Origin of the sequence: Winogradskyella sp. UBA3174 (assembly GCF_002364335.1) — a bacterium.
Lineage (GTDB): Bacteria > Bacteroidota > Bacteroidia > Flavobacteriales > Flavobacteriaceae > Winogradskyella.
This window is the reverse complement of sequence record NZ_DEXW01000011.1, coordinates 1-18,535: the sequence shown is the minus strand read 5'-3', so window position 1 is coordinate 18,535 and position 18,535 is coordinate 1. Positions and strand designations below refer to the sequence as shown.

13 protein-coding genes and 2 pseudogenes are annotated in these 18,535 nt (G+C 31.5%); 11 read left to right on the top strand and 4 right to left on the bottom strand.

Translation table 11 applies throughout. The features are described 5' to 3' along the window. Together B2U95_RS01175 and B2U95_RS01170 are read left to right on the top strand one after the other, a co-directional pair. A pseudogene (locus tag B2U95_RS01175) lies at positions 1–329 on the top strand (peptidase); the annotation flags it as partial. 56 nt (positions 330–385) lie between these two features. After that, positions 386–1,528 (top strand): ATP-grasp domain-containing protein, encoded by a 1,143-nt coding sequence (locus B2U95_RS01170; protein WP_296311601.1) that lies wholly within the window; start codon positions 386–388, stop codon positions 1,526–1,528. A gap of 103 nt (positions 1,529–1,631) precedes the next feature. Here the strand turns inward: B2U95_RS01170 and B2U95_RS01165 are convergent, their stop codons facing one another. Further along, positions 1,632–2,801: a hypothetical protein gene (locus B2U95_RS01165; protein ID WP_296311599.1), complete on the bottom strand. Its 1,170-nt coding sequence runs from the start codon at positions 2,799–2,801 to the stop codon at positions 1,632–1,634. A gap of 342 nt (positions 2,802–3,143) precedes the next feature. Between B2U95_RS01165 and B2U95_RS01160 the strand changes: the two genes are divergently transcribed. Continuing rightward, positions 3,144–4,163, top strand: a complete 1,020-nt coding sequence (locus tag B2U95_RS01160) for a threonine aldolase family protein (protein ID WP_296311596.1) — start codon at positions 3,144–3,146, stop codon at positions 4,161–4,163. Between the two features lie 170 nt (positions 4,164–4,333). Then, on the top strand, positions 4,334–5,362 hold the full coding sequence (locus B2U95_RS01155) for a glycosyltransferase family 2 protein (RefSeq protein ID WP_296311594.1): 1,029 nt from the start codon (positions 4,334–4,336) through the stop codon (positions 5,360–5,362). 51 nt (positions 5,363–5,413) lie between these two features. On the opposite strand, the pseudogene B2U95_RS01150 reads toward B2U95_RS01155, so the two are convergent. After that, positions 5,414–5,738 (bottom strand): annotated as a pseudogene (locus B2U95_RS01150) (YbaB/EbfC family nucleoid-associated protein). Between the two features lie 79 nt (positions 5,739–5,817). On the opposite strand from B2U95_RS01150, the gene B2U95_RS01145 reads away from it, so the two are divergent. The 3 genes from B2U95_RS01145 (at position 5,818) to B2U95_RS01135 (ending at position 10,459) form a co-directional block, all read left to right on the top strand. Continuing rightward, complete coding sequence (locus B2U95_RS01145; RefSeq protein WP_296311590.1) at positions 5,818–7,878, top strand: S9 family peptidase; 2,061 nt, start codon at positions 5,818–5,820, stop codon at positions 7,876–7,878. A gap of 73 nt (positions 7,879–7,951) precedes the next feature. Next, positions 7,952–8,989 carry a PLP-dependent cysteine synthase family protein gene (locus B2U95_RS01140; protein ID WP_296311585.1) on the top strand — a complete coding sequence of 346 codons (1,038 nt, stop codon included), beginning with the start codon at positions 7,952–7,954 and terminating at the stop codon, positions 8,987–8,989. A 210-nt stretch (positions 8,990–9,199) separates the two neighbouring features. Next, positions 9,200–10,459, top strand: coding sequence for an aminotransferase class I/II-fold pyridoxal phosphate-dependent enzyme (locus B2U95_RS01135; RefSeq protein WP_296311583.1), 1,260 nt, complete (start codon positions 9,200–9,202; stop codon positions 10,457–10,459). 48 nt (positions 10,460–10,507) lie between these two features. Here B2U95_RS01135 and B2U95_RS01130 read toward each other — a convergent pair whose 3' ends face one another. Together B2U95_RS01130 and B2U95_RS01125 are read right to left on the bottom strand one after the other, a co-directional pair. Next, the gene (locus tag B2U95_RS01130; RefSeq protein ID WP_296311581.1) at positions 10,508–11,629 is read right to left on the bottom strand and encodes a GTP cyclohydrolase; all 1,122 of its coding nucleotides are present in this window, start codon (positions 11,627–11,629) and stop codon (positions 10,508–10,510) included. A 20-nt stretch (positions 11,630–11,649) separates the two neighbouring features. Next, entirely contained in the window at positions 11,650–12,606 is a 957-nt protein-coding gene (locus B2U95_RS01125; RefSeq protein WP_296311579.1) for a transporter, read from the bottom strand. A gap of 125 nt (positions 12,607–12,731) precedes the next feature. Here B2U95_RS01125 and B2U95_RS01120 point away from each other — a divergent pair, with 125 nt between their 5' ends. From B2U95_RS01120 to B2U95_RS01105, 4 genes are all read left to right on the top strand, one after another. Further along, positions 12,732–13,004: a DUF4834 family protein gene (locus B2U95_RS01120; protein ID WP_296311576.1), complete on the top strand. Its 273-nt coding sequence runs from the start codon at positions 12,732–12,734 to the stop codon at positions 13,002–13,004. 86 nt (positions 13,005–13,090) lie between these two features. Further along, a complete protein-coding gene (locus B2U95_RS01115) occupies positions 13,091–15,529 on the top strand; it encodes a YfhO family protein (RefSeq protein ID WP_296311574.1) in 2,439 nt (812 codons plus the stop codon). Positions 15,530–15,537: 8 nt separating this feature from the next. Continuing rightward, positions 15,538–16,830, top strand: a complete 1,293-nt coding sequence (locus B2U95_RS01110) for a glycosyltransferase (RefSeq protein ID WP_296311572.1) — start codon at positions 15,538–15,540, stop codon at positions 16,828–16,830. Positions 16,831–16,872: 42 nt separating this feature from the next. Continuing rightward, complete coding sequence (locus tag B2U95_RS01105) at positions 16,873–18,327, top strand: lipopolysaccharide biosynthesis protein (protein WP_296311569.1); 1,455 nt, start codon at positions 16,873–16,875, stop codon at positions 18,325–18,327. Positions 18,328–18,535 lie beyond the last annotated feature (208 nt).

The following is an 18,535-nucleotide window of genomic DNA, read 5'->3' as shown; positions in this document are numbered from 1 at the left end:
TAGATGATGTGATAAAACATTCCTTCGGAAAGACCATTGAAGATTCTTATTTATCGGAGATTCAACACCAAATCAACGTTAACGTTTTGAAGTATTTGATGAATTTGGCAACGAATAATGAAAGTTACTTTCAGACTAGGGCTATAGCCAATAAAACAATTTCTGATCTGACAAAAAAGTTTTTAAACTTTGAAGCGATAAGCATGCAATACGTTATAATGATAAAAGAATTTTATGAGCATCCAGAAAAATTCAAACTAGAAAACTCACCAAAAATACCAGATGGTTCGCCAATTGGCAGTGCTTTTTGTAATTATAACCCAAATTAAATTTAATACATTAAAAAAATAATTTTTTGCTTTATTTTTAATTTATATTTAATAAAATGAATAGGAGTCAGCCAAATATTTCTGTTTTAATTCCAGATAGTCAAGACCACAAGCTTTTAGTATTACAAGTTGTTAATTGTTTGTCTTTGCATAAAAATATTAAAATATATGTGATGTCTTCAGATAGACATAACTATTTAAAATACTCGAGATTTGTAAAACATTTATCGTATTACCCAGAAAAAGATGATAAAAATTGGCTTAGCAATATAAATAGGGAAGTAGAAAAGTATGCAATAGATGTTATTATGCCTGTTTTTGAATTTGGTATTGAAAAACTTATAGAAAATAAAGATTTACTTAATCAAAAAGATAAGCTTTGCATTTTACCCAGCCTTACTCATTTTAAAACAGCACAAGATAAAGGCTTATTGTATTTATATCTTAAGGCTAATGGATTTCCTTGTCCAGAAAGTATAATTACAAAACCGAATGAATTACCAAACCTTAAAACCTTAAAATTTCCTCTAATAGCTAAGCCTGTTTCTGGTTTTGGCGGTGGACAGCAAATTATTGTTTTAAATAATAATGATGATGTAATAAAGTATAGTAAATCTAATACGTTTAGTTGTAATGCTATTTACCAAAATTATATTTACGGTTACGATTTGTCTTGTAACGTGCTTTGTGATAACGGTGAAATAACAGCGTATTCTATTCAAAATTCAAGTTTATTTCATAAGGATGATGTTACAGCACAAAAAGGGTTTCAATTTATAAATGATTTAGAACTGATTGAAATCATTAGTAAAATTATGAAAAGTCTAGAGTGGTCTGGTGTAGCTAATATTGACTGCAGGTATGATGAAAAGGAAGATGCATTTAAGATTATAGAAATAAACACAAGATATTGGATGAATGTTGATGCTTCCGCGGTTGCTAATGTAAATTTCCCTTACTTACATTGCCTATTAACTCAGAATATAAAACCTGAAATTCAGGAAGCAGATAAAATAACATATCTAAATCTTAAAGGATTGGTGCGACAAGTGCTAAAAAAACCAACTATGGTTTTTAAAATTGGGTTTTTAAAAAAGAACACACCACTGTTGTTTGCGCTAAAAGATCCATTACCAATGGTTTATAAGTTTGTGTGGAGAACAAAAAATATAATTGTTAGTAAAATTCAAAAACTATAATTTATAACTTTTGGTATGAATTAGTCATTAATTAAAGAGCTTCAATTTGGAGCAAAAAAAAGAGGTGCGATTTGCACCTCTTTTTATATATAATTTTAAAGTCTTACCACCACCAGCAATGGTTAACTGGAGGAACGTATTCACATAATTCACCACCTAGTGAACTTTGACCACTAACTACTTCAAGAACTCCTCGTTTATAGCCAGGTCCAATATTTAAATGGCAATTGGTTTTAATTTTTGTGTAATAACAGTTACCAACAAAGATATATAACCATTTTCCAAAAGTACCATTTTGATTTGCACCAGTCATATCAATCTCATCATTAAGACCAACGGTGCCATCAAATACTTTAGTTGCCCAACATGTATTCCCATTACGTTGGTATACTCTAACTCTGTAATCATTGTGCCAGTTCCATTGTAAAGTTAAATCAGTTACTTTACCTACGCAATCATCACAAGGAACAGCTTCAACTTCTTTACCAATAATAAGTGATTGCTTACCATCTGGTACAAGTATAATAGCCATTAATTCTCCACATCCTGGCGTAAAACCGGTACCTTGAGCTAAGGCTAAATCTCTAATTTCTTCTGCTTGTTCAATATCATTTCCATCGTTATTCCAAGTACTAATTGGATCTGTTAAAGCAGTACAAACTTGGCAAACAGAATCATCAACTAATAACCACATAGCGTACTGTATATGACCAAAAGTATATTCACCTAAGCCGTTAGGACTTTCTTCACCAATAATAGTTTGGTTTAATAACCAATTTACTTTATCAAAATTCTCTGGTTTTTCAAATCTACCTTCTGGTAATTCACCATAACTAGAATAGACGTCAAAACTTACTGTTTCGTTGTTTTCTAAGCTTAAGTCTTGGTCAGCACACCATGCAGGTATTTCTGTGCCAGATAAGAAGCCAGAACTATCATCGATAGTTAAATTAAAATAAGCATTGTCTCCTGGTTTCGCAGTAGTTGTTACAGTCACTTGACTAGGTAGCATAGATACTAAACCATCTATGTCTGGTGTACAACTACTTGTTGTTTTTTGCCCAAATGAACCGTTAGACCTTACTAATAGTTCACTTTCTTCGTTAAACACTAATTCTTCTTTCTCTAAGAGACCATCAGAAATAACGTTACCGTCTTTAAAATTTAATTCTGCTTGTTGTGTTTCTTGTTCTATTGACTCGTCTTGACATGAGGCCAAAACAAGAACAAATGAGAATAGTATTAATTTAGTTACATTTTTGATTTTAATCATTTTAATTATTTTAATAATTTGTTAATAGCTTACCAAAGCTATTTATAAAAGTAGGTTAAAAACAATAAACTCGTTGAGTTAAGAGAACTTTCTGTTAAACAGATAAAATGTATTTTTTTATCGATAAAATAAAATCGTTAAGATTATACAGTATTATTAAACACCTCTATATATGTACTTTAGTAAAATTTTTATAAGTTAAACGGTAATTTTGCAATAGTCTTCTTTTATGTTTAATAGATGTTTTAAAATTTCATTTGGTCCTTTATTATTTTAAAAACCTATTAAGGATATAACATAATTAGAAGTATTTTTGTTGAAATTCATCAATTTTAAAGTTATATGAATATAGATTTACGAAGCGATACTGTCACAAAGCCAACAAAAGGCATGTTAGAAGCAATGCTAACGGCTGAGGTTGGTGATGATGTATATAAAGAAGACCCATCAGTAAATGCTTTAGAAAAGCGATTAGCAGACATGTTTGGTATGGATGAAGCTTTATTTTTTCCAACGGGTAGCATGGCTAACCAAGCCTCGCTAAAACTACATACCAATCCTGGTGAACAAGTTATATGCGATAAATATGCTCATATTTATAATTACGAAGGAGGAGGAGCATCTTTTAATAGTGGTATTTCTTGTAAATTAATAGATGGTCACAGAGGTATGTTTACAGCAGGCCAAGCAGAAGAATCAATAAATCCACCAGATTTTTACCATAGTCCGTTAACTTCTTTAATAGCCGTAGAAAACACCACAAACAAAGGTGGTGGAGCATCTTGGGATTTTGAAGAATTAAGAAAAATTAGACATGTTGCAGATAAACATAACTTAGGCTATCACTTAGATGGAGCACGCCTTTGGAATGCACTTATCGCTAAAGGAGAAAGACCTAAGCAGTATGGTGAATTATTTGACACTATTTCTGTTTGCTTAAGTAAGGGCTTAGGTTGCCCCATGGGATCTGTTCTTATTGGTAATAGTGAGTTAATGAAAGGAGCGATAAGAGTGCGTAAAATTTTAGGTGGTGGCATGCGACAAGTTGGCTTTGCTGCCGCAGCTGGTTTATATGCTCTAGATCATCACTTTGATCGTTTGACAGAAGATCATAAAAAAGCGCGAGAGATAGGTGAGGTATTGTCTCAATTATCTTCAATAAAAAAAGTTGAATCCATAGAAACAAATATTATCATCTTTGAATTGAATGACGGTATAAATGAAGCACAATTCTTAGGTAAATTAAAAGCTAAGCATATACATATTATAGGTATGGGAAGTAATAAACTAAGAATGGTAACCCATTTAGATTATACAGATACGATGCACGAGAAGCTCCTGACTATATTAAAGGCATCATGATTATTTATAGTATAACCGAAACAGATTAACGGTTATATTTAACAAATCCTTTAATTATATTTATTTTCGTGTGGACTTTAATCATGAACATGAAGCTTAGCACAACCATACTAATGTATAATTCTGAAGATTATATTATTACTTGCTGAGCCTATTTTACGGCAAGATATATGAGATTAAGTATTGTTATACCTGTTTATAATGCAGCAATTTTTCTTTCCTTATGTTTAGAAAGTCTTTTAAATCAAGATATTGATTCAAAGGATTATGAGATATTAGTCATTGATGACGGATCTTCTGATAACAGTTTGTCTATTGCTAATTCTTTTAGTGATAGATACGACCATATTAATGTACATAGCAAATTAAACGGTGGTGTTGGTAGTGCTAGAAATAAAGGCTTAGCATTAGCAAAAGGAGCTTATATCTATTTTATAGATCCAGATGATTATTTAGCTAAAGATGTTTTAAATACAATATTAAAAAAGGCAGAAGATAATAAACTAGATGTTTTAACATTTAGATCACTCCCCACAAAAGACTCAAGCTTATTTCACTCTAATCCCAATAAAATAGGTTTACAGTTGTCACCAATTCTAAATGGCGAAGATTATATAGCTAATAATAATTACCAAAATGAAGTTTGGTGGTACATTATTAAAAGAACTTTTTTTTTAGAATCTAAAATTACATTTATTGAAGAGCGATGGATGGAAGATGCTATATTGACTGCAAAGCTGTTTTTGAAAGCCAACGCTATTGCAAACTTCCCTATGAGTATTCATAGACATGTAATAGTAGAAGGTTCAGCAATGACAAGTAAAGAGCCATCACATTATATCAGGGTAATTAATGATAATTATAATGCTGCTCTCGTTTTTGATACAATTATTAATAAATTAAAAAGCAATCCATCTAGTAATAAAGAATGTCTAGTACGTTTAAACGCTAGGCAACAATCATTTGTTTTTTTTATGATGGTAAGAATGTTAAAATCTACAATTCATTTAAAGGATGTAAAACCAATACTTAATCATTTATATACTATTAAAGCCTATCCTTTAAACGCTTTCTTGGATAAAGATTATAACGGTTTTTCATATACAATACTAGTTAAACTTTTTAATAGTAAAACCATCTATTATTCGCTTTTTAGAATTTTCAATCCTTTATTTAGACTTATCCATTTTAAGAAATAGCATTTTCAATCTTATTTTTATATTTTTTTTTGGATTGTTTTAACCCTTCACCTATTTAAACATATCCATTCCAGGTGTGTTTGGCATACCTTCTTTTACAACTGCGGCAATTTCTGTTTATTAATACGTGTTTCTGTTTCAATCGCTTTATTTATGGTTAAGATGAGGTAGTCTTTTAATATATTCCTTATCGCTTAATAACACTTCATCTATGGTAATAGACTTAATAGTTCTATTTGCTGTAATTGTAACTTTTAATTTATCATCGTTGCTTGCTTCATCTAAAAGACCAGTATTTAGATGTTTTTTAGTTTCTTCAACTTTCTTTTGGGCTTCTTTTTAATTTACCCATCATGCCCATCATATTTCCAAACATAAATATCTTCTTATAAATTAATAAGCTACAAAATCACTAAATTGCACCTCCTTTTTAGATTAAAATTTCCTGAAATAATATGACAAAATTCCCTAAGGCCTTTCCGCCAAGTGCAAAAAAGATTCAACACACACTAAAAGAACATAATGATGTGCGTATTGATAATTATTTTTGGATGAAAGATAGAGAACATCCAGAAGTAGTTAACTACCTCAATGCCGAAAATGATTACTGTGAGTCACAAATGGCACATACTAAAGATTTTCAGAAAGATTTGTATGAGGAAATGAAAGCCAGAATTAAAGAAGATGATTCTTCCGTACCATACAAGTATAATGGCTATTGGTATATTACAAAATTTGAAAAAGGAAAAGACTACCCTATTTACACCCGTAAAAAAGATTCTCTAGATAATACAGAAGAGTTAGTTTTTGATTGTAATAAAATGGCAAAGGGTGAGAGCTATTTTAAATTGGCAGGTATTAGTATCAGTCCAGATAACAAGTTAGTATCTTATGGCATTGATTTAACAGGGAGAAGAAATTATACAATTCATGTTAAAAATTTAAAAACACATAAAGTAGCAGCAGATAAAATTGAAAGTACCACAGGTTCATCTAGTTGGGCAAATGATAACAAAACGTTGTTCTATACTAAAAAAGATGAGGTAACACTTAGAGCTTATCAGATTTTTAAACATCGTTTGGGTGAAACTAAAGACGAGCTGGTTTTTGAAGAAGGTGACGATACATTTGGTGCAGCTGTTTACAAATCTAAATCTAGAAAGTATATTATTATTGCTTGTTACAGCACATTAACAAACGAGTATCATATACTAAATGCAGATCATCCTGATGGTGAATTCGAAGTATTTCAGCCAAGAGTAAGAGGTTTAGAATATAGTATTTCTCATTATGATAATCACTTCTATATACTTACAAATAAAGATAGGGCTACTAACTTTAAATTAATGAAAGTTACAGAAGGTGATAGAGAAATTGAAAATTGGGAAGATGTTATAGCACATAGAAATGATGTTTTATTTGAAGGTATAGACATTTTTAAAGATTATTTAGTCATTAGTGAAAGAAGTAATGGACTTAATCAAATAAGAATTAAGCGATGGGATAATACAGAAGATTTCTATTTACCTTTTAATACTGAGACTTATACATGTTATACCAGTGTTAATGTAGATTTTGATACTGAAATTCTTCGTTATGGCTATAATTCTTTAACAACACCTGCTTCAGTTATAGATTTTAATATGCGTACACAGTCCAAAACAGTCTTAAAAGAGCAAGACGTTTTAGATAAAAATTTCAATAAAGAAAATTATACATCCGAACGTATTTGGGCAGAAGCAGAAGATGGTACTAAAATACCAATGTCTGTAGTTTACAAAAAAGGTATAAAAAAAGATGGAACTAATCCTGTGCTACAATATGCTTATGGTAGTTATGGCTCTACTGTAGATCCTTATTTCTCTACAATTAGACTGAGTTTATTAGATCGTGGTTTTATTTATGTAATAGCACATATTCGAGGTGGCGAATATTTAGGACGTCAATGGTATGAAGATGGAAAACTATTGAACAAAAAAAATACGTTTAGTGATTTTATAGCCTGTTCTATTCACCTAATTAAAGAGCGTTATACATCATCTAAACATTTATATGCTATGGGTGGAAGTGCTGGTGGCCTACTTATGGGAGCTATAATTAACGAAGCGCCAGAATTATATAATGGAGTAGTGGCTTCGGTTCCTTTTGTAGATGTTATAACTACGATGTTAGACGATTCTATCCCTCTAACTACTGGTGAGTATGACGAATGGGGAAATCCTAATGATATATTATATTATAATTATATGAAATCGTATTCGCCTTATGATAATGTTGAAGCTAAAGATTATCCAAATATGTTAGTTACAACTGGTCTTCATGACTCTCAAGTTCAATATTGGGAACCAGCAAAATGGGTGGCAAAACTTAGAGACTTAAAAACGGATTCTAATAAATTGTATCTAAAGACTAATATGGATGCTGGACATGGAGGTGCATCAGGCAGGTTTGAAAGTCTAAAAGAAGATGCCGAAGAGTTTGCCTTCTTGTTAGACTTAGAAGGAATTTCGAGCTAATTAAAAAAAAATATTACCTTTGCGAAGTTTTAGGTTTCAAAATAATTAAATTGATTACCGATAAATAGCATTTATGAATAAAAACAAAAATGTATTTGATAACGTACTTCAGCTTATAGGAAGTACCCCTCTTATTAAACTAAACAGAATAACTGCCAACATGGATGGCGATTTTTATGCTAAAGTAGAAGCATTTAATCCAGGTCATTCTTCCAAAGACAGAATAGCATTACATATTATTGAAGAGGCAGAGCGTCAAGGAATTCTTAACCCAGGAGATACTATTATAGAAACTACTTCGGGTAATACAGGGTTTAGTATTGCAATGGTTAGTATTATTAAAGGTTATGAGTGTATTTTGGCCGTAAGTTCAAAATCATCGCCAGATAAAATAGATATGCTAAAGTCAATGGGAGCCAAGGTCTATGTTTGTCCGGCTAACGTTAAGGCAGATGATTCTCGTTCATACTACCAAGTAGCAAAGCGTCTTCACGAAGAAACTAAAGGTTCTATTTATATCAATCAATATTTTAATCAACTAAATATTGATGCACATTACAACACTACTGGTCCAGAAATTTGGGAACAGACTGAAGGACAAATCACACATTTAGTTGCATGTAGTGGAACAGGTGGAACAATATCAGGTATTTCAAAGTACTTAAAAGAGCAAAACCCTGATGTTAAAGTCATAGGAGTTGATGCTTTTGGTTCTGTTTTAAAGAAGTATCACGAGACTCGTGAGTTTGACGATAAAGAGATTTATCCATACCGTATTGAAGGTTTAGGTAAAAATCTAATACCAACAGCTACTGATTTTGATTCAATAGATAAATTCATAAAAGTTACAGACGAAGAAAGTGCACATACCGCACGAGAAGTTTCAAACACTGAAGGTCTTTTTGTTGGCTATACTAGTGGCGCGGCAATGCAAGCCATAAAGCAATTAAATGAATTAGGTGAATTTAAGCCTTCAGATAAGATTGTTGTTATATTTCCAGATCACGGATCACGTTATATGAGTAAAGTATATAGTGATAAGTGGATGGAAGATCAGGGCTTCTTTGATAGTAAGACAGTAACACCAGTTACTATAGAATATGTAAAGTAAACATCGTCTTAAACATATATACCTATCATGGGAAACTGTGATAGGTTTTTTTATGTTTAAAACTTAGTGGATACTTAGATTGAATAAATTATGCATTCATAATATTATTAAGTAATTTTGTCACAACTAACTAGATTGAATTAACTAAAATTAAGAACTTGATTTACGTTTACAGAACTTAAGAAAAGGGATTAATAGCAAAGAAGACGCATGAAGGATTTATTTGAAAAGATTTACAGAGATAAAGGACCGCTCGGTAAGTGGGCAGCCCAAGCTGAAGGCTATTTTGTATTTCCTAAACTTGAAGGTCAGATTTCTAACAGAATGACATTTCAAGGAAAGGAAGTGATTACTTGGAGTATTAATGATTATTTAGGTTTAGCAAATCATCCTGAAGTACGAAAAGTAGACGCTGAAGCTGCTGCAGAATACGGATCAGCTTATCCAATGGGTGCACGTATGATGTCTGGTCACACAGATTTACATGAGCAGTTACAGAGTGAGCTAGCGGAATTTGTTAGTAAAGAAGCAGCTTACCTTTTAAACTTTGGATACCAAGGAATTATGTCTACCATAGACGCTTTAGTAGGTAAAGATGATATTATTGTTTATGATGTAGACGCGCACGCTTGTATCATAGATGGTGTTCGTTTGCATATGGGTAAACGTTTTACTTATAAGCACAACGACGTAGAAAGCTTAGAAAAGAATTTAGAACGTGCTACTAAAATGGCAGAACAAACTGGTGGAGGAATTCTTGTGATTTCTGAAGGTGTTTTTGGAATGCGAGGAGAGCAAGGCCGTTTAAAAGAAATTGTTGAATTAAAGAAGAAATTTAATTTTAGATTCTTAGTAGATGATGCGCACGGTTTTGGAACTTTAGGAGCTACAGGAGCTGGAGCAGGTGAAGAACAAGGGGTACAAGATGATATAGATGTTTATTTTGCAACATTTGCAAAGTCTATGGCAAGTACTGGTGCTTTTATCGCCGCAGATCAAGAAATTATAGATTACTTAAAGTATAATTTGCGTTCACAAATGTTTGCAAAGTCTTTGCAGATGACACTTACAAAAGGTGCTTTAAAGCGTTTAGATATGCTTAGAACAATGCCTGAGATGAAGAAGAATCTTTGGACAATAGTTGATGCTTTACAGTCTGGTCTAAAAGAACGTGGTTTTGATATTGGAACAACACAAAGTTGTGTAACACCAGTATACTTAAAAGGAAGTATTCCTGAGGCTATGGCTTTAGTTAGAGATCTACGTGAAAATTACGGAATCTTCTGTTCTATAGTTGTTTATCCAGTAATACCTAAAGGTTTAATTCTATTAAGAATGATTCCTACAGCAACGCACACATTGCAAGATGTTAAGGAAACTTTAGATGCTTTCGATGCGATAAGAACGCGTCTAGAAAACGGAACATACAAAAGAATGTCTGCAGCATTAATCGCTGCTATGGGAGAATAATTTATCTTAATATACGATATAAAAAAAGCCACTATTAAGTGGCTTTTTTTATGCAATATTCTTTTTAAACGTACAACGTCTTTTATGTGTTACAGGTTTAAAGTTTTTCCAAAGTTTTTGGATGGCTTCATTATCATCTAATTCTGGACCTCTAACACAAAGTTTAATCCCTTTAGCATTAAAAGTTTGCCAAAACTCTTCAAATATAATAGCAGTTACACCTTTGTTTTGATATTCTGGTAAAACACCAATAAGATAAAACGTAACAGTTTTAGCTTTCTTTTTTGCTTTTAGTAAATGCATAAAACCAAATGGAAAAAGCTTCCCATTCATTTTTCGCAAAGCTTTAGCATAAGATGGAGTTACAATTCCGAAGCCAACTAATTTATCATCCTTGTCTAATACAAATTTTACATATTCAGGATTCAAAAAGCCAATAAATTTCTTTTTGAAATAGTCGCGTTGTTCTTGATTTATTTCAACAAAAGAAGATAAGACTGAGTGTGATTTTGAAAATACATCAAACATCTCATCAGCATAATTCATTATATCTTCATTATTTGAGAAATTTAAAGCTCTAAGTTGGTAACGCTTTTTTACCATAGTTTGAACTCTAGTAAAAAACTCTTGAAGTATATTTTTAAACTCCATTACGTTTTCAGAATAGGTTTTCCCTACTTCATAACCTAATGTTTTAAAATGCTCAGCATAATAAGGATGATTGTGCCATGTAATCATACTGCCTAGCTCATCAAAACCTTCAGTTAAAATTCCAACCTTATCTAAGTTAGAAAAGCCAACAGGACCTTCCATATAGGTTAAGCTATTTTCTTTACCTATTTGATGTACTTTTTCTAGTAGAAGTTTAGTAACATCAATATCATCAATAACATCAAACCAACCAAAACGCATTTTCTTTTCGTTTTGCCCATTGACTTCAAGCCAATTTATGATAGCAGCAATACGACCGACAATTTCATTGTTTTTGTAAGCTAAAAAATAACGTGCTTCAGCATCTTTAAAAACAGGATTAACGCTTTTATCTAAAGTTCTTACCTCTTCATTAATAATAGGAGGTACCCAAGATGAAGAGTCTTTGTAGAGTTTAAAAGGAAACTTTACAAACGTTTTTAATTCTTTTTGAGATGAGATTTCTTTGATTGTAATCATTTAGTTAGGCTAGATGTGTTTTAAGAATCAAAATCGTCATTCTTTTTTTTCTTGTTTTTCTTCTTTTTGAAGTTTCCGTCGTTTCCGTTGCCGTTGTCTATTTTCTTGTCTTTGTGAAAATCCAATCTGTAAGATGCGCCAAATGCAATATTAAAAACTGATGGAGTGTCTTTTGTGTTAAATGCAATATTAGTATCTAATTGAAAATCCTTATTCCAGAGATATGCACCACCAAGTCTAAAAATATTATCTGCATAAAAATCACTATTAATACCTTGAGCTTCACCAAAAACAACCCATTGTGGTGTAAAAGAATGTGTTAAAGTAAAAATGTATTGAAACTCAGAGAAGTCAGAACCAATTCTGTCTTTAATTAAATTCATAACAAATACCCAACCACCATTAAAGTTGTTTTGAGTAGCTAACATTACTTTAGGGCTTACGCCTTCTACATCTGGTGCAGTGTATGGATTGTTTTTACTATCAAAATTTGCTCCTGCATAAACGGCAACCGCAGGAATTAGAGATTTCCACTTAAACTTTTTGTTAGCTCTAAAGCTATATAAATTAGGCTTGTCTTCTTCAGCATTTTTATATGGATCATAAACCAAGTATTTAGCTCCAATAGTTAGATTCTTAAAATTTGCACGATCGTTTTCTATGGCTATTTGACCAGCATTAAAGGTTTGTATATCATTCTGGTAAATTCCGTTAACCGACAGTTCTAACTGTTCAAAAAGAAAACCATATCGAATGGCGAAATCTAAACCAAATCCCGAAACGTCATATTCTAGAGGTGTGTGTTCTTCTTTAACTGTAAATCCACCAGCCTCAAACTGAACTATACCAGTGCCAACAGAGAATGCACTTTGTGAGACACCAGGACGATTAGAATTAATAACCTCCGTGTATTGTGCATAAGCTGATTCAGAACCTACTAAAATTAATAGTATAAAAAATGATTTGAGTGTATGCATTACTTTAAGGTTTAAAATCAAATATAGATATTTTATAGTTTTTTTAAGGATTAATAACGAAATATAAATATGGATAATTGTATTTTTGAGGTATATTTTTATGCATGGTTTACACAGCTTCATTAATGGGATTACTAAAAACGGTATTAATTATATTATTGGTCTATTTTGGACTTAAAATCTTGTCTCGTCTTTTTGCGCCATTACTTTTACGTTTTGTTGCTAAGAAAGCAGAACAGAAATTTGGTGAGCAGTTTGGGGGTTTTAAAAATCAGGCTAACCAAAAACAAGAGCAACAGCAAAAAGCAGGGGAAACAGTTATCGATAAAATGCCAAACCAAAATAAATCTTCTAATGGAAAGGTTGGTGAGTACATCGATTATGAAGAAGTAGATTAATTGAGTTCCTCTGAAACGAGGAATCTTCGGTGATTTTTCAAAAAAAAATACCTACTTTTCAGAATCTATCAATTTAAAACGATTTCATGGCATCTTCGTTAAAACGCTTTTTACCACATCTCTTGGTTCTTACAGGATTTGTAATTATAGCATTAGCATATTTCAGCCCTGTTTTACAAGGCAAAAAGATTTACCAAAGTGACATTATGCACTATATTGGTATGGCTGAACAGCATAAAGAGTTTGCTAAAGAAACAGGTGAAGAAACCTATTGGACTAATAGTGGGTTTGGTGGTATGCCTACCTATCAGTTAGGTGCAAAATATGAACATAATTATATTAAAAAACTCGATTTAGCTATACGCATCTTACCACGACCAGCAGATTATTTATTACTCTATTTTATTGGTTTTTATATTCTCTTACTATCGCTTAAGGTAGATTTTAAATTAGCAGCACTTGGTGCGCTTACATTTGGGTTTTCCACTTATCTCATAATAATACTTGGTGTAGGGCATAATGCGAAAGCCCATGCTATAGCTTATATGCCATTGGTTTTATCTGGTATTATACTTACGTTTCGAAAAAAGTATATATTAGGTTTTTTATTAACTATAGTAGCTTTAGGATTAGAGATTGTTGCTAATCACTATCAAATGACCTATTATTTATTACTACTAGTTATAGTACTTGGATTAGCCTACTTAGTAGATGCTTACAAAAAACAACAACTTCCACATTTCTTTAAATCAGTTGGATTACTCTCTATTGCTGCCATTTTAGCGGTTGGCCTTAATGCGACTAATATTATGGCTACGCAAGAATATGTAAAAGAAAGTACACGTGGAAAAGGTGAGTTGAGTATAAACCCGGATGGCTCACCAAAAGAAGCATCTACAGGATTGAGTAAAGATTATATCACGGAGTATAGTTACGGACGTACAGAAGCCTTTAATTTATTTATCCCAAAATTTATGGGTGGTGGTAACTCAGAAGATGTAGGTAAACAATCTGAAACATATAAAGCTTACATTAATTTGGGTGTATCACCAATTGATGCATTAGATGGTTCTAGAAATGCGCCTATGTATTGGGGGAAACAACCCATTGTAGAAGCACCTGCTTATGTTGGCGCTGTAATCATCTTTCTATTTGTACTTGGTTTATTTTTAGTTAAAGGCAGGTTGAAATGGTGGCTTGTGGCAGGTATAATTTTATCATTATTACTGTCTTATGGTAAAAATCTAAACTTCTTAACAGACTTCTTTATTGATTATGTACCGCTTTACAACAAGTTTAGAGCTGTGAGTTCTATACAAGTCTTACTAGAGTTGTGTATCCCTGTATTAGGCATTTTTGCTCTAGTGCGTTTATTTAATGATTTTCAAAAAGATGAAGAAAAGTTAAAAGCATTAAAATATTCAGTAATAATTACAGCCGGTTTATGTTTGGTGTTTTTATTGTTTAAATCTACTTTATTTGATTTTGAAGGTCTTAGAGACGACCGTTATATTGAGGCTTATGGTAAGCCCTTCATGGATGCTATAATTGAAGACCGAAAAGGCTTATTTACAACAGATACCTTAAGAACATTAATTTTGGTTTTATTATCTGCTAGCATTATATTTTTATTTTTGAAAAAGAAGCTTTCTGAAACTTTAGTCGTTGTGGCTTTTGCTGTTTTAATTTTGTTTGATTTAGTAAGTGTAGATAGACAGTATGTTAATAACGATAATTTTATCTCTGCATTAAGAGTAGATAAACCTTATCAACCAAATAGTGCAGATAAAGAAATACAAAAAGATAAAGGGCATTTTAGAGTTTTAGACATGTCTTCCGAAGGCCAAAGTAAACCTGGTAGAGCAGCTTATTTTCACAATTCATTATTCGGTTATCATGCAGCTAAGCTAGGACGTTACGATGATTTATTAGAGTTTCATATTTATAGGAATAATATGAATGTGCTCAACATGCTAAATACCAAATACATTATAATAGAAGAGCAAGGTAAAATATTTCCTTACACTAATACAGAGGCCAATGGTAATGCTTGGTTTGTTAGAGAATTAAAGCAGCTAACATCTGCTGATGCCGAAATAAAAGTTTTAGATAGTTTAAATACTAAAGTTACTGCTGTAACAACAATGACTGATTTTAGCAGTAAACCAGAAGTGATAAAATTTCAAGTAGATTCTACAGCTTCAATAGCGCTGAAAGAATTTCAACCTAATTACCTTAAATACCAATCTAATAATACTAATGATGGGTTTGCAGTCTTTTCAGAAATCTATTATGAACATGGTTGGGATACTTATATCAATGATAAATTGGTACCTCACCAACGTGTCAACTATGCGTTACGTGGTTTAGAAATTTCAAAAGGGAAACATGTCATAGAGTTTAAGTTTGAACCAAAAGTTATTAAAACAGGAAGTACAATTTCGTTAGCAAGTTCAGCTATTTTTGGGATATTGCTGTTTTTGGGTATATTCTATGAGGTTAAACAACGAAAAGCGGAAGCTTAAACGTTATTATGAATTCTAAAAAAGTACTCATAATCTTATATTACTGGCCACCTGCAGGAGGACCTGGTGTGCAACGTTGGTTGAAATTTGTGAAATACTTACATGAGTTTGGGATTGAACCAATTATTTATTGTCCAGAAAATCCAAATTATCCTATTGTAGATCATAGTTTGGTTAGTGAAATCCCTAATAATATTACAATTTTAAAACAGCCTATAAACGAGCCTTATGGCTTGGCTAGTCTGTTCTCAAAAGGTAAGTCTAAGACTATAAGTTCAGGAGTGATTCCGAAAACTAAAAAACAATCTTTTATAGAAAAAGTAATGCTTTACGTAAGAGGTAATTATTTTATTCCTGATGCAAGAAAAAATTGGATAAACCCTTCTGTCGCATATCTTTCTAGTTATATAAAAGAACATAAAATTGAAACTATAATTACAACTGGCCCACCACATAGTTTACATCTTATTGGCTTAGGTTTAAAAGAAAAGTTAGGTATAAAATGGTTTGCAGATTTTAGAGATCCTTGGACTACTATTGGGTATCATAAAACTTTAAAATTAACTAAATCTTCTGAAGCTAAACACAGCGAGTTAGAGATTAAAGTTTTGAATACAGCTGACGAAATTATAGTCACAAGTAATCATACCAAAAACGAGTTTCAAACAAAAACGAAGCAGCCTATTTCTGTAATTACCAATGGTTATGATTCACATTCAGTAAGCATAGAAGAGAAGGATGAGTTATTTACCTTATCTCATATAGGTTCATTATTGTCTAATCGTAATCCACAAATCTTATGGGAGGTGCTTTCAGATTTAGTTAATGAAAATGAAGACTTCTCAAAAGCTTTTCAATTAAATTTGGTTGGTGTGTTAAGCGACGATGTTTTAGAGTCTATTTATAAATATGGTTTTAAAGAACACATCAATGTTGTCGGTTATGTAAATCATGATGAAGCGATTAAGTTTCAAATGAAATCACAATTATTACTGTTAATAGAAATCAATTCAGAAGACACCAAAGCCATTATACCAGGTAAGATTTTTGAATATTTAATTTCTGAAACTCCCATAATTGCAATTGGCCCAAAAGATTCTGATATAGAACAGATTATAAAATCAACAAACACAGGTTTTTATTTTAGTTACACTCAAAAAGAATTACTTAAATCTAAAGTTTTAGATTGTTTTAAAGCATTTCAAAATAATACTCTAAAAGTAAATGCTGTTGGTTTACAACCATATAGTAGAAAAGCATTGACTGAAAAGCTGAGTGATTTAATAAAGTGCAGTAAATAACTTATTGTAATTTAATATTTTATAGTTGTAATTTGTCAAACTATGGGAATCGTATTAAACCAATCATTTAAAAACACAATAAGCACTTATTTGGGTTTTGGTATTGGTGCTATTAATACGCTTTTTCTATACACTAATTTTTTAACGGATCAGTATTACGGACTAGTTGCATTTCTATTATCAGCAGCTAATATTATGATGCCTTTTATGGCATTTGGTGTACATAATACAATTGTAAAATTTTACTCTTCATTTAAGTCTAAAAATAGCATTAATGGCTTTTTGACTTTGATGTTGTTTTTGCCTTTGGTTTTTGTAATACCTGCATCAATTATAGGTTACTTTGCTTATGATACCATTGGTGCTTTTTTAGCTAAAGAAAACCCAATAGTGGAACATTATATATGGCATATTTTCTTCTTAGCTATTGCTATGGCTTATTTCGAAATTTTCTTTGCTTGGTCTAAAGTACAAATGCAAACCGTTTTTGGCAATATGATGAAAGAGATTTTTCATCGTGTATGTATTTTAGTTTTATTGCTTTGTGTTTTTATGGATTGGCTGTCGGTTGAAAGTTTTATTATAGGTTTAGTCCTTACTTATGCTTTGAGAATGTTATTGATGATGTGTTATGCGTTTTCTATAAGATTTCCGAAGTTTAAGTTTCAAAAATTAGATAATTCAAGTTCAATTTTAAGGTATGCTGGTTTGATTATTATCGCAGGTTCAGTTTCAATGCTTATTCTAGATATCGATAAATTTATGATAGGCAGAGTTCTTAAAATTGAACAAGTCGCTTATTATAGCGTGGCCATCTTTATAGCTACAGTTATTGCAGTTCCTCAACGTGCAATGCATCAAATTATGATGCCATTAACAGCACAATACTTAAATGAAAATGATATAGCGTCTTTAGAAGATTTATATAAACGTAGCTCACTGAATCTATTAGTTATAAGTGGTTTTATTTTTCTTTTGATTATTTTAAATATTAATCAGCTTTATGAAATTTTACCAGATGAATATACAGGCGGAATTTTTGTAGTCTTCATAATAAGTTTAGCAAAACTATTTGATAATAGTTTGGGTAATAATAACGCGATACTATTTAATAGTGATTATTACATAATGGTACTAATATTTGGTGTTCTACTAGCTATAATGGCCATTGTGCTTAATGTTGTTTTTATTCCTATTTATGGCATAGAAGGGTCTGCATTTGCAACATTTTTGGCAGTTGCTATATATAATAGTATTAAGCTAGGATTTGTGAAGTCTAAATTTAAGATGCAACCATTTAATAGTTCATCTTTAAAAACTATTATATTACTTATTGTAATCTCTGGGGTATTTTATTTTTGGGACTTTCCGTTTCATCCTATTATAAATATTGCTATGAAATCTATTTTAATTGGACTGCTTTATTTTTTATTAATTTTTAAGATGAACATTTCAGAAGATTTATCTATTCAGATTAAAAAATATCTAAGACTTTAGTAAACAAAGAAAGTCCCGTAAGGTGCTTTGAGGCATACTGCATACGGGACTTATCTAACCAACCAAAAAAATCATTTATCCTCTAGATCTTCTAGAGTTAGATCTTGTAGAACTGTTATTACTTCTACTTGACCTTGCCTTTGTCGTCACCGACGAAGACTTTCTTTTATTTTGAGACACACTAGGTTGTGTTCTTGCTTTATTATAT

What these genes read in the sequence shown, in the direction of transcription:
- B2U95_RS01170 (WP_296311601.1), top strand. Translation starts at nt 386, where the DNA reads ATGAATAGGAGTCAGCCAAATATTTCTGTTTTAATTCCAGATAGTCAA.
- B2U95_RS01165 (WP_296311599.1), bottom strand. Translation starts at nt 2,801, where the DNA reads ATGATTAAAATCAAAAATGTAACTAAATTAATACTATTCTCATTTGTT.
- B2U95_RS01160 (WP_296311596.1), top strand. Translation starts at nt 3,144, where the DNA reads ATGAATATAGATTTACGAAGCGATACTGTCACAAAGCCAACAAAAGGC.
- B2U95_RS01155 (WP_296311594.1), top strand. Translation starts at nt 4,334, where the DNA reads ATGAGATTAAGTATTGTTATACCTGTTTATAATGCAGCAATTTTTCTT.
- B2U95_RS01145 (WP_296311590.1), top strand. Translation starts at nt 5,818, where the DNA reads ATGACAAAATTCCCTAAGGCCTTTCCGCCAAGTGCAAAAAAGATTCAA.
- B2U95_RS01140 (WP_296311585.1), top strand. Translation starts at nt 7,952, where the DNA reads ATGAATAAAAACAAAAATGTATTTGATAACGTACTTCAGCTTATAGGA.
- B2U95_RS01135 (WP_296311583.1), top strand. Translation starts at nt 9,200, where the DNA reads ATGAAGGATTTATTTGAAAAGATTTACAGAGATAAAGGACCGCTCGGT.
- B2U95_RS01130 (WP_296311581.1), bottom strand. Translation starts at nt 11,629, where the DNA reads ATGATTACAATCAAAGAAATCTCATCTCAAAAAGAATTAAAAACGTTT.
- B2U95_RS01125 (WP_296311579.1), bottom strand. Translation starts at nt 12,606, where the DNA reads ATGCATACACTCAAATCATTTTTTATACTATTAATTTTAGTAGGTTCT.
- B2U95_RS01120 (WP_296311576.1), top strand. Translation starts at nt 12,732, where the DNA reads ATGGGATTACTAAAAACGGTATTAATTATATTATTGGTCTATTTTGGA.
- B2U95_RS01115 (WP_296311574.1), top strand. Translation starts at nt 13,091, where the DNA reads ATGGCATCTTCGTTAAAACGCTTTTTACCACATCTCTTGGTTCTTACA.
- B2U95_RS01110 (WP_296311572.1), top strand. Translation starts at nt 15,538, where the DNA reads ATGAATTCTAAAAAAGTACTCATAATCTTATATTACTGGCCACCTGCA.
- B2U95_RS01105 (WP_296311569.1), top strand. Translation starts at nt 16,873, where the DNA reads ATGGGAATCGTATTAAACCAATCATTTAAAAACACAATAAGCACTTAT.